Source organism: Companilactobacillus sp. HBUAS59699 (genome assembly GCF_036913575.1).
Classification (GTDB): Bacteria; Bacillota; Bacilli; order Lactobacillales; family Lactobacillaceae; genus Companilactobacillus.
This window is the reverse complement of record NZ_JAYKTV010000005.1, coordinates 78,697-93,422: the sequence shown is the minus strand read 5'-3', so window position 1 is coordinate 93,422 and position 14,726 is coordinate 78,697. Positions and strand designations below refer to the sequence as shown.

Genomic DNA, 14,726 nt, shown 5'->3' with positions numbered 1-14,726 from the left:
TACTCTTCTCTTTAATTATATAGTTCTTACAAGAATGTGACAACGGTTTCACTACCTAGATAATGAAAAAGTATAAATATTATTAAAACCAGCTATTTCAAGTGCCTGTCTAGCATGCATCATCGTGCGTCCAGTCGTATAAATATCATCCAGAATCAAAATCCTAGAATCTCTTGATATATCAACATTATCTGAATGAAAATAAAAGGTTTGTGGCGTTTGAAGTCTTTCATAGCGGTTCTTTTGAGCTTGAGGTTTGTCCGCATCCATTTTGATCAGCATTGACGTTAAGTCAAACACTCTGTGGTACATTTTCCATACCGGATCGAATCCTCGAGCTCGTAAATGCCCATTACTTGCAGGAATATATGTAATCAAATCAAATTTGTTGTGCTTGGACCAATTGTACAGATCCTTGTAAAATAACTCTGCTAATAAGATATCGCCATACCTTTTATAGTTTTTAAAATAACTATGTATGAACTGATTATACTCAAACAAAGCCTGATGGCAATTGATAATTTGATATTTTTCTTCCCACAATAAACAATCTTGACAGATTTTTTCAATATTTGGCTTGCAACACCTCATACATCCCTCTTCAGCACTTAAAGGTGACAATTGACTACGGCACAACTGACACAACCTATCGCTGATCATCTCTTCGAATCCAAATAATTCTTTCAACGTCCATTCATTGATTAACTGATTACCACAATTCAAGCATTTCATTTTTTCACCTGTCGATTCAAATATTTAATTTCTGAACAAGCTTGTTTAATCGCTCGATTATAACTTTGATAATAAAAATGAACATCATCATCGTAATAATTCTTATCTCGTCCAGCTCGTCCAGCAATTTGAATCAGTGCTGTTTTCGAAAATTCCTTGGCATCAGCATCAACAACGATAACAGTAATGTGTTTAAAAGTTACCCCACGTTCTAAAATAGTAGTAGTCAAAATTGCTTGTACGTCACCATCTCTGAACTTTTTTACTTTCTCTAATCTCTCAGTATCGCGTGAACTGACATCAACGAATTTTAACTTTGGAAACATTAACTGCAAATTGTTAGCAAATTCCAACATTTGAGGAATTTTAGGAAAGAAAATCATAAATCTTTCGTTATCATTAATTAATTTTTTGATGATGAAGCGTAATCTAGGATTTATTTTTTTATAATCACTTGCTTTGAGCAACATGTGACACTTAGGTTCAGGTAATGGATGCGTGTGAAATCTCTGATATAATTTAGAAATGGTAATTTCTTTTGAATTTACTTTTTTCAAAAGTTGTTTCGGTGGCGTCGCGGACAAATAAACGATTTGACCATTCACCTTTTTAGCTTTATTGATGGCCTTGTCGAGCATTTCATTTCCAGCTAAAGGATACGAATCTACTTCATCTATGACCAGTACATCAAAAGCAGATTCAAATTTAACTAGTTGGTGTACAGTTGCCAAGACTATCTGTGTGAAAGAATAAGGCGTTTCACTTCTGCCGTGAAATAACCCCATACTTACTTCGGGAAATGCAACCTGAATACGTGGAAACAATTCAATACAAACATCTATCCTAGGTGAACAGATGGCGATTCTCTTTCCTTGTGATATGATCGATTCTATCAGTGGAAACAGCATTTCAGTTTTACCAGCTCCAGTAACCGCCCAAACTAAATGATCTGTATGAGTATTAGATGCCCTAATTAGCTCTTCAGCAGTTTTTTGCTGCATGCTAGTTAATGTTCCCTCCCACTTCAAGGAATCGTTAAGAGCCGGTAATGGAACGTCTGAGGGCGTAATCAGTAACTCGTCTTTGGTAGAGATTTTACCCAAGTTGATACAACTACGGCAATAATAGTCGTCTAAGTCCATATTTTGAGTATCGATCAACATTAAACAACGTTGACATTGCTTATTCATGATCGCTGGTTTACGTAAGCTACCGATACTCATTAAAGAAGCTATTTCTTCAAGTGACAGTTCGGCCGAATTAAAAATTCGACCACCTAAATATCTATTTAAATTATCCATATACTAAATTACGAGAGGAAGTTAATTTTTTGCAAAATTATAAAACAATTGCCCAAACTGGCAGCTTTGAGAAAGACATAAAAAAATCCCGCTTCATCGCACACCTTGCTCAAACTTTCTCTGAAGATGAGGCCAATCAATTCATTCAAAAAATCAGAGAGCAAGAATCCAGTGCCACTCACAGTTGCACTGCCTTCATCGTTTTAGAAAACGTTGAAATCGAACGCATGTCAGATGATGGTGAACCAAGTGGAACTGCTGGATCACCAATATTAAACGTCTTACAACAAAACAACTTAAAAAATGTTACCGCTGTGGTAACTAGATACTTTGGCGGTATCAAGCTCGGTGCTGGTGGCTTGATCCGTGCATATTCATCGGCCACTGCCGATGCTATTAAAGAGATCGGCTTGGTAGAAAACCGACTGCAACAAGGATACAAGCTAGAAATTCCCTATCACTTATATGATAAGTTTGAAAATTATGCCAAAAACGAAAAAATCAGTTTAGAAGATAAAGCTTTTTCAACTGATGTAACCTGCAATATCTTCTTAGATTTAGAAAATCACACAGAAATAATTCAAGATATCGTTAATCAATTTCAAAATCAAATCAAGTTTGAAGAAACCGAACAAGTATATAAACAAGTCGCTATCTAAAAAAATAAGCATGCCGATCGGCATGCTTATTTTTTTTCTAGTCTTTTAACAAATTTTTGAATAGCTTTTAATAATGGTTGTCGATTATCACCTATCAAACCGATAGATTCAACGAACAATTCCAATCCTATCAAGACGCCTATTGTCAGCAGAACACTTCCCCAAAGACTTGATAGTGGATACAGTAATGAAATAAAGGCAAAGACTAATGCCAAACCATAAATTACTAAGACTGTCTGTCTATGTGATAGTCCTAACTGCATCAATCTGTGATGCAAGTGATGCTTATCAGCCTGTGTGATCGGCTTCTTATTCAAGAATCTTCTCAACATTGCGTAGACAGTATCAGTAATAGGTACACCCAAGATAACCACTGGTATCAGCATCGTAATGAAAGTAACATTCTTCAAACCCTTGAGTGAGAATACCGCGATCATAAATCCAATGAATAAGGCACCGGTATCACCCAAGAAGATACTGGCAGGATGGAAGTTATGTGGCAAGAATCCTAATAGCGAAGCAACCAAAGCGAAGATCCAAATTGATACATAAACATTAGTCGTGTTTAGGAAGAAGTACCCAACTATTCCCATCGTGAACAGTGCAATAATTGAAACTCCTGTTGCTAATCCGTCCAACCCATCGATCAGATTAACAGCATTGGTGATTGCTAAGATCCAGATAATAGTGATTGGAAAACTCCACCAACCGAGGTTAAATGATCCAAAGATCGGTAATACAACTTCATTCATCTTAATACCGGCAAGGAAGTATATAACTAACGCTGCCGCAAAGATACCTGCCATTTTAGCTTTTGGGGATAACTCTCTGATATCATCAATAATACCTGTCAAAATAATAATACATTCAGCTAAAAAAACACTGAACAACTCATGACTAGGAAATTGATTCCGCAATAATACAAAAGTCGAAAACGTGAAAGCAATAAAAATCGCCAATCCACCCATTGTAGGCATTGGCTTCTTATTCACACGACGAGCATTTGGATTATCAACTGCACCCAAAATGTAAGCAAGTTTAATTACAAAGGGAGTTATTACCGCTGACAAGATCATTGTCAAAAATAAATATACAATTACATTAAACATACATGGACTACCCCCGAAACTCACTTTCTCATAATATTTCAATTATACAATAATTGCGTTAAATACTAAAACTTAATTAAAAAAAGACCGCAACTTATTAAAGTCACGATCCCCCTCTATTTAGCTAGTTCAACTTTTCTAACCTCACGTACGACTGTAACTTTAATATGTCCAGGATACTCAAGATTAGCTTCAATTTCGTTTTTGATATCACGTGAAAGAATTGCTGCTTGATCATCAGAGATCTCTTCTGGCTTAACCATAACACGAATCTCATGACCTGCTTGAATAGCATAACAATGATCGACACCATCGTGCTTATTCGCAATTTCTTCTAGTTTTTCTAGACGGTGAATGTAATTCTCCATCGACTCTGATCTAGCACCAGGTCTTGCGGCTGAAATTGCATCAGCCGCAGCAACAATAGTAGCAATCAAAGACGTTGGTTCTACGTCACCGTGATGTGAAGCAATTGTGTTAACAACCACTTCTGGTTCCTTGTACTTAGTGGCGATATCCACACCTATCTCTACGTGGGATCCGTCCACTTCACGATCTATAGCTTTACCTATATCGTGTAATAAACCTGCTCGTTTTGCCATCATAACATCTTCACCCAATTCAGCTGCCATTACGGCGGATAATTTAGCAACCTCGATTGAATGACTTAAAACATTTTGACCATAACTTGTACGATACTGCATACGACCGATAATCTTAATCAAATCCGGATTAATAGAACTGATTCCCAAACTATAAATAGTCTGTTCACCAATTTCACGGATATGATCATCCATTTCTTTTCTAGCTTTATCAACCATTTCTTCAATACGAGCTGGATGAATACGTCCATCTTCGATTAGTTTTTCCAAAGCCATACGGGCAATTTCTCTTCTGATTGGATCATATCCACTCAGAGCAACTGCTTCAGGAGTATCATCAATAATCAAATCTATTCCTGTTAGAGCTTCGATCGTACGGATATTTCTACCTTCGCGACCGATAATTCTACCCTTCATGTCTTCGTTTGGTAATGAAACGGTTGTAACGGTTGATTCAGATACGGTATCTGCGGCACTTCTTTGGATAGCAGCAACAATCAGAGCCTTAGCCTCTTTATCAGCATATTGCTTTGCTTGTTCATTACTATCATTGATCATCGTAGCACGTTCATGTGTTAACTCTTTATTCAAATTACCTAGAATAATCTTTCTACCTTGTTCTTGGGTCAAATTACTTACTCTAACTAATTCCGCCTTTTGTTCTTCAAGAGTTGCAGTCAATTGTTTGTCTTTTTCATCAAGCTTACGTTGACTGGCTGCGATATGGTCTTCGTTCTTTTCGATATTTTCCTCACGTTTTTCTAGCGATTGGTCTTTTCGGTCCAAAATATCTTGACGTTCGAGGGCACGATTCTCTTGTTTCTGAACATCCTTACGACGTTCTTTCAAATCGTTCTCTTGCTCTTCACGATACTTATGAACTTCATCTTTTGCCTCAAGCAGTGTTTCTTTTTTCAAAGATTTAGCTGCTTTCTTAGCATCTGCAACGATATCATCAGCTGTTTGTTTAGCCTGTGAAAGTTTTTTTTCATAGGAATCTTTACAGAATGCATATCCGAAAAAGATACCTACAATTAATGTTATTAACGCGAAAGAGAAGGTTACGATAGCATGATACATGCCATCACCTCCAAATCGGTAATTGTTTATTTGTTTGTAAAAGCAATTATTACAGAATTTTTACATACAACGTTTATATTATAGAATAAATATCCCCTGTCAACCAAATAAAAAGCAAAAAAGAGACCTATTTGGTCTCTTTTTCTTCAGAAGTGCCTAAATCTAGTTCTGTACTCTCTGTTTTAGATGTTTTTTCTTTATCAGATTTAGCATCTTTTTCTTTTGAATCTTTTTCGTCACTATCTTTTTTGTCTTTATCCTCTTCAGGCTTGCCGTCCATATTGTACGCGTCACGAACTAATTGACGGATCTCAGCCATCTTATCAGGATTCTCTTGTAAGTACGTCTTAGCGTTCTCACGACCCTGTCCGATACGTTCATCGTTGTATGAGTACCACGAACCTGCCTTATTGATAATATCCTTATCAACGGCCATATCAACTAATTCACCAGTTTGTGAGATACCCTTACCATACATGATATCAACTAGAGCAACCTTAAATGGTGGCGCAACCTTGTTCTTAACAACTTTGATCTTAGTTCTGTTACCAATAACATCTGAGCCATCTTTAATCTGTTCAGCACGACGAACTTCTAGACGAATCGTTGAGTAGAACTTCAAAGCACGACCACCAGGTGTTGTTTCAGGATTACCAAACATAATACCGACTTTTTCACGGATCTGGTTGATAAAGAGTGCAATCGTCTTCGTCTTGTTGATCGAACCAGACAACTTACGCAAAGCTTGTGACATTAGTCGAGCTTGTAAACCAACGTGAGCATCACCCATGTCACCTTCGATTTCGGCACGCGGTACCAAAGCGGCAACTGAATCGACAACAACGATATCAACCGCACCACTGGATACCAAAGCATCAGCAATCTCTAGACCTTGTTCACCAGTATCTGGTTGAGACAATAGTAAATCATCGATATTAACACCTAATGCTGTAGCATATGCAGGATCCATCGCATTTTCAGCATCGATATAGGCAGCAGTACCACCTTCTTTTTGTACTTCAGCAACGGCATGAAGTGCAACTGTAGTCTTACCTGAACTTTCAGGTCCATAGATCTCAACGATTCTTCCACGTGGAAATCCACCTACACCTAAAGCATTATCTAATGCTAAAGAACCACTTGATACAGTTGAAATTTGGGTATTCAAATCATCACCCATTCGCATGATAGCACCCTTACCAAAGTCTTTTTCGATCTTCTTCAAGGCAACATCCAATGCTTTTTGTCGTTCATCTTTAGCCAAATTGTTTTCCTCCTAATGCATTCATCATTAGTATCTTATTAGTAATTATTCAAAAAAGCAAGAAAAAAGCGAACAAACGTTTGTAATACAAAAATAATTATTGATGAATGAGTCTTTGTACGAGGACAAATGCCGTAATGACGGATTTTAAACGAACTGCTTGTCTAGAACCCTCAAAATGAAATTCTCTAGCAACACCAGAATCTTGAATCTTGTCATAGACACCAATGAAAACTGTGCCTACTGGACTGCCTTCCAGCGGAGTAGGTCCAGCAACACCCGTCAAGCCAACACCAATATCAGCACCGACCATTTTAGCTGCATTTTCTGCCATAGCTTGTGCGACCGTTGGACTAACGACTGTGTACTTTTTAATAACATCAGAACTGATCTTCAACAACTGTGCCTTGGATTCATCTGAGTAAGTGACAAAGCCACCTTCAAATATCTTAGACGCACCCGGTACATCAGCAATCGTTGATTGGAACATCCCTGCTGTCAAACTTTCAGCAGCCGAGATACTTAAATTTAATTTTTGAAGTTCTTTCACAGTATCCTCAGGAATAGATGCATATTCTTCTGGAATTCCTGATTCAAAATCTGCGGATTCGATTATTTCACGATATTGAGCAAAAGTTTTTACGTTTTTCATTGTCCTCACTTCTAAATTACGTTTTATTTTTTGAAAAGGTCCTTAGATTGAATAAAGTAATCTGCTCCAGAATACAAAGTAAAGAATAAGCAGATGTATAGGAAGATCTCACCAATAGGAATATTGATTGCTGAGAAGAAAATATTATGTAGTAATAAGAAAATAATAGCAAGCATTTGAGTTGTTGTCTTGATCTTACCAGGCATTTGAGCAGCCATAACTGTTCCGCCTTGTTCCAAAACAAGCATTCTTAAACCTGTAACTGCTAACTCACGACATACGATAATGGCAATCACCCAAGCTGGTGCCATATTAAGTTCAACTAGAAAAACAAAAGCTGTCATAACTAGCATTTTGTCAGCTAATGGATCAGCAAACTTACCGAAATTAGTAACAATGTGATTAGCACGGGCAATTTTGCCATCGGCTAAATCAGTTAATGATGCCACAATGAATACGATTGTTGCTAGAACGTGATTAACTGGGATCAAATCATTAGCAACATAAATGTCACCCATTCCTTGCCAGCTAAACGCCAATAAGATAATAAAGATAGGGATCAAGATAATACGGAACATAGTAAGTTTATTTGGTAAATTCCATTCCATTTTTAGATTTCCTCCGATTTTTTACAAAATAAAATGAGGCTGGACACAATGTCACAACCTCATTATTTTAACAGGCTGGGACATATTGTTTAAGCCTCTTTATTTTTTCTTAACTAATTACTCAACATTGAATGTCAATGTTTGAACAATTGAACTGCCATTGCTTACACTGCTCAAATCAACTGACTTGCCATCGATCGATATTTCAGTATTGTTGATGTTACCAGTTTGAATTGAGAATGTTGAAGTACTGCTTGTGATCTTAGTTGTCTTCTTATCACCAGAACTCAAAGCTTGTTGCCAAGTAGTGTCAGAACCTTCTTGGAATTGGATCCAAGCTTGACCGTTCTTAGCTGTCACAACAACGTCAGCACCACTTGATGGAAGATTCTTAATAGAATAAGTACCCTTTGTACTTGATTCCTTAACAGATAATTCATCTGAACTCTTCTTAGCAGTAGTCTTTGTCTTCTTAGATGATGAAGATGACTTCTTAGTATCGGAGCTCTTCTTAGCAGTTTGTTCCGTGTTGTCCTTTGGAATAGTTACTGAAGAAGCATTTTGATTCTTATGAATCATACCAAAGGCGATCACTGCGATAATTACAATAACGATAATTCCTACAATGATCTGTGGAATGTAATTACCTAGATTAGAGAAGAATGAACTTGATTCTTCCTTGATTGATCTAGTATTGTTTTCTTCATTTTGAACTGGTTCCTTTGGTTGAGAATCAGGAATTTCTGACTTGTACTCTTCCAAAAGATCATCGCTTGAGATACCTACTGCATCTGAATATTGTTTGATAAATGCGCGTACGTAAAAATCGCCAGGCAAATGATCAAATTGTCCTTCTTCAATTGCAATCAAATATCTCTTTTGAATCTTTGTGACTTGTTGCAAGTCATCAATTGTGTATCCTTTTTTTATACGTGCATTTCTTAATTTTTGGCCAATTTCGTCCATTATTTACCACCGATTAACTAATTTTTCTAAGTATAACATATATTATTACTGAACTACTAGCGACGTTATAACAACCAGCCACCAGCAAAATAAATTGTTTGTCCCGTCAAATAATTGGATCTGATATTAACTAAATAACTAACTAAGTCAGCTATTTCATCAGGATTGGCCAATCTGTCTGCGGGTATTTCTTCTTTGATACTCTCCAAATCTTCTGACGAAAATTCAGCGTTCATTTTGGTATTCACAGCGCCAGGCGCTACAACGTTCACAGAAATGCCTAGCGATGCCACTTCTTTGGCATAGGCATCTGCAAATGAGGTCATTGCTCCCTTAACAGTACTATAAACAACTTCCATGGCTGAACCGATTTTACCATAAATTGAGCCAATAAAAACCACTCTACCATGATGTGTTAACGCTAATTTGTCTTGTAATGCTTTGAGAATCAAAATTGGTAGCTTAATATGGATCTTCCACAAAGCATCGATCTCTGATTCTTCAATATCGACTAGCAGCTTATAGAAGGTATTGCCTTGAGCAAATACGATCGCATCCAAGCCAAATATCTGCTTGGTCAACGACTCAACTTTGTCTGATTCCATATCAAATTGAACAGGAATAAAATCTTGATGCGGATATTTTTCAGCTAACTCTGTTTGCAGGTCAGCAATTCGTTCACGATTCTTATTGTAATGTAGATACAACGACCAGCCCTTTTCTGCTAAGGCCTTAGCTGTACTAGTACCAATATCTCCGGAACTTCCCATGACTAATGCGTACATAAAATACTTCCTATTTTGGCAAAATATTGTAGTAGGTACAATTATCATCTGTGATAAATTGTTCAGCTACGTTCAAAACATCATCGTAACTAATTGAATCAATCAGCGAAACTAATTGCAAATAATCGACATCGTAAAAATACAACTCTGCCATCTGATTAGCAATAGCATCTGGAGAATTTTGTGCGAATAAATATGATCCAATAGCATCACGTTTGATACGTTCAAATCTTTTTTCATCCAAAACTTCTTTTAGTTCATTGAATGACAAGTGTTTTCTTAAATATTCTTGAAATTTCTCAGGATAATTAGTTGACCCACTTACAATGATAAAACAATAGTTGTTTTCTGCAACAACATTATAAGAAAAACTATCATCAATTATGTTCAAATTACTCATTTTTTCATAATTATCCGATGCTTCACCAATCAAAGTCTCCATGATCATATTCAATTCAAATTGAAGTTTAACTAATTCAGGCATTGATACATCAGCATTTATTCTAATTCCATATGCCGAACGGCCTTGACTGATCTCCATTGATTCATGTCCACCAGCACCGATTGGCTCGAATTCTTGCTTTACTGAAGGTTTTATTACTGGTAAATCATGAAAATCAGAATCTTCAACTATATTTTCAATTTTTTCAAAATCAACATCCCCTACTATAACCAAATCCATGTTAGCGGGACGATAATTTTGTTTATAAGTATCTAATAAATTATCTTTAGTGATACGTTGTAACGACTCACTAGTACCAGCAATATCTTGGGCGATCGGATCATTAGGATACAATTGTCCCAAAATCCTTTGTTCTAGCACCCATTCAGGCATATCAAGATACATTTGAATCTCTTGATCGATAATCCCTCGTTCAGAAGCCACATTCTCCTCAGTGAAATAAGGATTTTGAATCAAGTCCAATAGAACCTTTAAGTTATCGTATGGATTCTCTAATGTTTGGAACAAGTACGCTGTCTTAGTGTAACTAGTATATGCATTAGAGTTAGCACCATATTCAGCAAACTTCTCTGATACATCATATCCGGGCTTAGCGAACAATTTGTGTTCAATGAAGTGAGCAATTCCCGCTGGTAACTCGCCGTTACGAGTATTCACAGATCCGAAATCTGTCATTGCTAATCCATACACTTGATTATAACCGGGAAGTGGAACTACTTCGATCTCATAACCATTTTTTAATTTTTTAGAATATTTTTGTAATTTATCGGCCATTCTACTCTCCTAATCTCCAATCAGTCGATACTGTGCAATGGCACTCATATCTTCCGCAACCGCAACTATATGTTTACGATCCATCTTATCTAGTTCTTGTTTGAACTGTTCATCGTTCAACAATGATTTAGAATATACCGTTTCCCAAATACTGCGCATAATATAATGTTGAATCGAATCTGATGAAATCTCGCGACGTGTATCAAGAACTTTTTTGGCATGAACGATCTGATCATCACTAAACTTGTCATTCTTAATGAATTCGATTTGCTTATTGATCAAGTCTAACGCTTGTTCGATCGTCTTAGCATCTAATCCAGCCTGAATCGTAACTAAATGATTGATCGGTTGATAAGTACTAGATACCGAATACGCTAAACTGTTCTTTTCACGTACTTGTAAGAACAATTGTGACTGATCATCCCCACCAAGGATCAAGTTCATTGCTTGCGGTGCTAAACGACTAACATCTTGATCGATTTTTTTAGTCAAATACGCTAATGCCAAACGGCTTTGATTCAAATGCTTGTGTTCTTCCTTTTTGGCTGGAGCACCGACCAATTGATCGAACTTATCGAATTTGATCGTCAGATCATGTCTGCTTCCACTCATGTTCTCAGCAAACATACTATTCATAAATATCTTCTCAAATTCAGTTTCATCTACGTCACCAACAACATTGACAACAATGGCATCATTCTTAATGACATCAACATAATGCTTATAAAGATCAGCATTAGTTAAACTTTCCAATTGATCAATATCACCGAAAATCGGTACTTGGCGGTCAGGATTATTTTGATACAACAAACTAGTTAGTCCCAAAATACTTACTAGATCTTGGTTATCACCAACAGAAGCTAAGTTAGACATCAAGTTACGCTTCTCAGTATCAAAGGATGTATCATCAAACTCGCCTTGATTCTTTAAATTAGGTTGAAAGACTATTTCACCTAATAATCTCAAGTTTTCTTCTAATTGATTGATATTACCGATCAGGAACTTAGGGTCAGCGAATTCAATGCTAAAAGCTAGATCATTGAAATTCAATAGATTACGCGTATAAACATTGATCTCTGATCCATACAATTCCATCTCACGGTCATTCAGTGCCTTGAAAGTAGGATAATGCTTAGTTGAATTAGACAATACATTTGCCAACAAACGACGCTTTGTCGTCTCTTCTTTAGACAAGGGCCTTAAGAAATCAATTTGAATTTTGATAGTTCGAAATTTCTTTATAGAATTAACATTTAATACAACATTATTTGCGATTGACTTTCTCAATTTTTCACCTGTTTTTCTTTAATTGCATCTAATTGTTCTGGAGTCAATAGAACCTTTCGTGGCTTGCTGCCCTCTGAAGGACCAACAATCCCCTTTTCTTCCATTTCATCGACCATTCTTGCAGCTCGATTGTAGCCGATTTGGAATCGACGTTGCAACATCGATACACTGGCTGACTGTTGTTGTACGATCATGTTAACAGCGTCATCCCAGTATTCATCATTAGGTTTATCATCTTTAGAATTTTTTTCTTCAATATCAGTTGGAATCATATCCTCATCGTACTCAGCTTGTTGCTGTTCACTGACAAACTTAACGACATTTTCTACTTCGCTTTCGGATATAAACGCTCCCTGCAGACGAACTGGCTTACTCTTACCAATTGGCTGGAATAACATATCACCTCGCCCTAGAAGCTTCTCAGCACCGACAGAATCTAAGATAGTTCTCGAATCAACACCACTGGAAACAGCGAATGCCATTCTTGATGGAATATTAGCCTTGATCAGGCCGGTAATAACATCAACTGATGGACGTTGTGTAGCGATAATAATGTGTAATCCAGCAGCACGTGCCATCTGTGCCAAACGCACAATTGCTGCTTCGACTTCATGACCAGCAACCATCATTAAATCTGACAGCTCATCAACGATAACGACAATGAACGGCAAACGTTCCATCTTCTTATCATCATCCGCCGTTTTATTGAACTCATCAACATCAGCATTGTATTCACCAATATTACGATGATTTGTTTCAGCGAACAACTTATAACGGCGTTCCATTTCAGTTACGGCCTTCTGCAAGGCGCCAGCAGCACGTCTGGCATCAGTAACAACTGGAATAAGTAAGTGCGGAATTCCATTATAAACATTCAATTCAACCATCTTTGGATCGATCAAGATCAGCTTGACCTCGCTCGGCTTAGCCTTCATCAGAATACCCGTGATGATCGTATTGATAGCAACTGACTTACCACTACCTGTTGATCCAGCAATCAACAAATGCGGCATCTTAGTGATATTAACTTCAATAATGTTACCAGAAACATCTTTACCTAAAGGAACGATAAGCGGATGCGTTTTGTCTTTTTGATTCTCTGTAATATCTTTGAATGAAACCGTCGAGATCGTCTTATTAGGAACTTCAATTCCGACAAATGATTTACCAGGAATCGGTGCCTCAATACGAATATCCTTGGCAGCTAAGGCTAGGGCTAAATCATCTGCTAAATTAACGATCTTACTTACTTTAACTCCAACGGCTGGTTGAACTTCGTACTTAGTAATAGTTGGTCCTAAACTGGCCTTTTTAACCTCAACGTTAACACCAAAACTCTTGAAAGTCTGTTTCAATTTGTCCTTATTCTCATCAATCAGCTGAACTTCACCGCTTTGATCAACTTGCGGAACTTCTTTCAACAGATCTGGTGATGGCAATTTATAATCGTCATCATCAACATTTCTAGCACTAACCGGCGTTGGCAAGTCCTTCTTGTCAGTATTATCGATTCCATATGGTTTAGACATTATTTGGGCTGAACTATTATTGTCAGAATGATCTTGTGCCGCGGGTTTTGATGGTGCAGGTGTTGGCATATCGATCTGAAAATCTGACTCTTCTTTTTTAGGCTCATTACTACTCTTAGCGAAACTATTAACATCGCCGAATCTGTCATCATCACGCTCGGTCTTCTTTTGAGATTGACGCGGAGCAGCTGACTCTTTAGTTGTATTCTTGCTCTCACGATTATCAACATAATTGTTATAGTGACCAGATAAGGCATCCTTAGTTGCGATGAAGCCGTGCTTGATGTGAACTAATATATTAGTCGTAACCACGGCCACTTGTTTCATCGTTACATCGAACAGCATTAATATTCCAACAAAAATCATCAATGCCGTAATAAAGTACGTTCCCCAAGTTGAGAACAGCGGCATGAATAGACTGTACAAATAAGAACCGATCATACCTCCACCAACGGACTTAGCGACAGTAAAGTTTGCCATATCAGCTGATAAAGTATTCCAGGTTATCATATTGTAATTGTGATACAACTCGATCTTGGAGAACATGATTATGTGTAATATCACTAACGTTCCTAAATACGTAAATATGAAGCCGAAATTTCTCTTAGGCGTCATAACGGGTAATCTACCCGTAGCGATCAAAAATGCTCCCGCAAAAATACTGATGATCAACATGACGGGATAACTGTCACCAACAAAAATTCGATAAATATTATCAAAGAAATTGCCGATGATTCCAAACTTAAATAAACCTAAGACTGACAATACAATCAGCAATAGGCCTAAAACAGATCTGATCAATCTGCTATCATTATTCTTCTTTTTGGTGGTCTTTCTAGTACTTTTAGTGGTACTTTTTCTAGTTCTTTTAGTAGGCGTTGACTTTGCCCTTGCTTTTGCCATATAAACCTCACA

General features: G+C 37.1%; 13 protein-coding genes. 1 reads left to right on the top strand and 12 read right to left on the bottom strand.

The window, feature by feature from the left end; all coding sequences use genetic code 11:
* Positions 1–51 precede the first annotated feature (51 nt).
* Together U8519_RS10250 and U8519_RS10245 are read right to left on the bottom strand one after the other, a co-directional pair.
* The gene (locus tag U8519_RS10250) at positions 52–732 is read right to left on the bottom strand and encodes a ComF family protein (RefSeq protein ID WP_334330215.1); all 681 of its coding nucleotides are present in this window, start codon (positions 730–732) and stop codon (positions 52–54) included.
* Entirely contained in the window at positions 729–1,955 is a 1,227-nt protein-coding gene (locus tag U8519_RS10245) for a helicase-related protein (RefSeq protein WP_334330214.1), read from the bottom strand. The genes U8519_RS10250 and U8519_RS10245 overlap by 4 nt, the downstream gene beginning before the upstream one ends.
* A 107-nt stretch (positions 1,956–2,062) precedes the next feature.
* Here U8519_RS10245 and U8519_RS10240 point away from each other — a divergent pair, with 107 nt between their 5' ends.
* Complete coding sequence (locus tag U8519_RS10240) at positions 2,063–2,692, top strand: YigZ family protein (RefSeq protein WP_334330213.1); 630 nt, start codon at positions 2,063–2,065, stop codon at positions 2,690–2,692.
* Positions 2,693–2,718: 26 nt separating this feature from the next.
* Here U8519_RS10240 and U8519_RS10235 read toward each other — a convergent pair whose 3' ends face one another.
* The 10 genes from U8519_RS10235 to U8519_RS10190 all read right to left on the bottom strand — a co-directional run bounded on the left by U8519_RS10235 (position 2,719) and on the right by U8519_RS10190 (position 14,714).
* Positions 2,719–3,801 carry a glycosyltransferase family 4 protein gene (locus tag U8519_RS10235; protein ID WP_334330212.1) on the bottom strand — a complete coding sequence of 361 codons (1,083 nt, stop codon included), beginning with the start codon at positions 3,799–3,801 and terminating at the stop codon, positions 2,719–2,721.
* A gap of 116 nt (positions 3,802–3,917) precedes the next feature.
* Positions 3,918–5,483, bottom strand: coding sequence for a ribonuclease Y (gene rny / locus U8519_RS10230; RefSeq protein WP_334330211.1), 1,566 nt, complete (start codon positions 5,481–5,483; stop codon positions 3,918–3,920).
* Between the two features lie 127 nt (positions 5,484–5,610).
* A complete protein-coding gene (gene recA, locus U8519_RS10225; RefSeq protein ID WP_334330210.1) occupies positions 5,611–6,747 on the bottom strand; it encodes a recombinase RecA in 1,137 nt (378 codons plus the stop codon).
* Between the two features lie 97 nt (positions 6,748–6,844).
* A complete protein-coding gene (locus tag U8519_RS10220) occupies positions 6,845–7,399 on the bottom strand; it encodes a CinA family protein (protein WP_334330209.1) in 555 nt (184 codons plus the stop codon).
* Positions 7,400–7,422: 23 nt separating this feature from the next.
* Positions 7,423–8,007, bottom strand: coding sequence for a CDP-diacylglycerol--glycerol-3-phosphate 3-phosphatidyltransferase (gene pgsA, locus U8519_RS10215; RefSeq protein ID WP_334330208.1), 585 nt, complete (start codon positions 8,005–8,007; stop codon positions 7,423–7,425).
* A 117-nt stretch (positions 8,008–8,124) separates the two neighbouring features.
* Positions 8,125–8,973: a helix-turn-helix domain-containing protein gene (locus U8519_RS10210; protein ID WP_334330207.1), complete on the bottom strand. Its 849-nt coding sequence runs from the start codon at positions 8,971–8,973 to the stop codon at positions 8,125–8,127.
* Between the two features lie 65 nt (positions 8,974–9,038).
* The gene (gene ymfI / locus U8519_RS10205) at positions 9,039–9,758 is read right to left on the bottom strand and encodes an elongation factor P 5-aminopentanone reductase (RefSeq protein ID WP_334330206.1); all 720 of its coding nucleotides are present in this window, start codon (positions 9,756–9,758) and stop codon (positions 9,039–9,041) included.
* Between the two features lie 10 nt (positions 9,759–9,768).
* A complete protein-coding gene (yfmH, locus tag U8519_RS10200; RefSeq protein ID WP_334330205.1) occupies positions 9,769–10,995 on the bottom strand; it encodes an EF-P 5-aminopentanol modification-associated protein YfmH in 1,227 nt (408 codons plus the stop codon).
* Between the two features lie 9 nt (positions 10,996–11,004).
* Positions 11,005–12,282, bottom strand: coding sequence for an EF-P 5-aminopentanol modification-associated protein YfmF (gene yfmF, locus U8519_RS10195; RefSeq protein ID WP_334330204.1), 1,278 nt, complete (start codon positions 12,280–12,282; stop codon positions 11,005–11,007).
* Positions 12,279–14,714, bottom strand: a complete 2,436-nt coding sequence (locus tag U8519_RS10190) for a DNA translocase FtsK (RefSeq protein WP_334330203.1) — start codon at positions 14,712–14,714, stop codon at positions 12,279–12,281. The genes yfmF and U8519_RS10190 overlap by 4 nt, the downstream gene beginning before the upstream one ends.
* Between the last annotated feature and the right edge of the window lie 12 nt (positions 14,715–14,726).